The sequence below is a fragment of the Shewanella sp. CAL98-MNA-CIBAN-0140 genome (assembly GCF_040309905.1).
In the GTDB taxonomy this organism is placed as follows: domain Bacteria; phylum Pseudomonadota; class Gammaproteobacteria; order Enterobacterales; family Shewanellaceae; genus Shewanella; species Shewanella psychromarinicola.
In genome coordinates this window covers 1-292 of the sequence record NZ_JBEOPI010000123.1, presented here as the reverse complement: position 1 = coordinate 292, position 292 = coordinate 1, and the positions used below count along the sequence as shown (strand labels likewise).

At 46.2% G+C, this 292-nt stretch carries 1 protein-coding gene; it reads right to left on the bottom strand.

Translation table 11 applies throughout. The features are described 5' to 3' along the window. Positions 1–292 (bottom strand): nucleoside/nucleotide kinase family protein (locus tag AAEY93_RS20435; protein WP_502959570.1); only part of this gene is annotated, 292 nt, incomplete at both ends.

The window sequence follows — 292 nt, the reverse complement described above, 5'->3', positions numbered from 1 at the left end:
CCTCAAAATTATCATTAATAATGACGTAATCAAAATGTACGTATTGTGCCATCTCGGTGACCGCTCCTGCTAAGCGTTGTTCTATCACCTCTATGCTATCTTGGGCGCGGGTGGATAGACGCTGGCGTAAGGTAGTAAGACTTGGCGGCAAGATAAAAATCATCGTGGCCTCAGTGAAGATTTCTTTCACTTGTAGCGCCCCTTGCCAGTCAATCTCTAAAATGACATCGACGCCTGATTCTAATTGGGCACGGACACTACGCTCTGCGGTGCCATAATAATTGCCAAACAC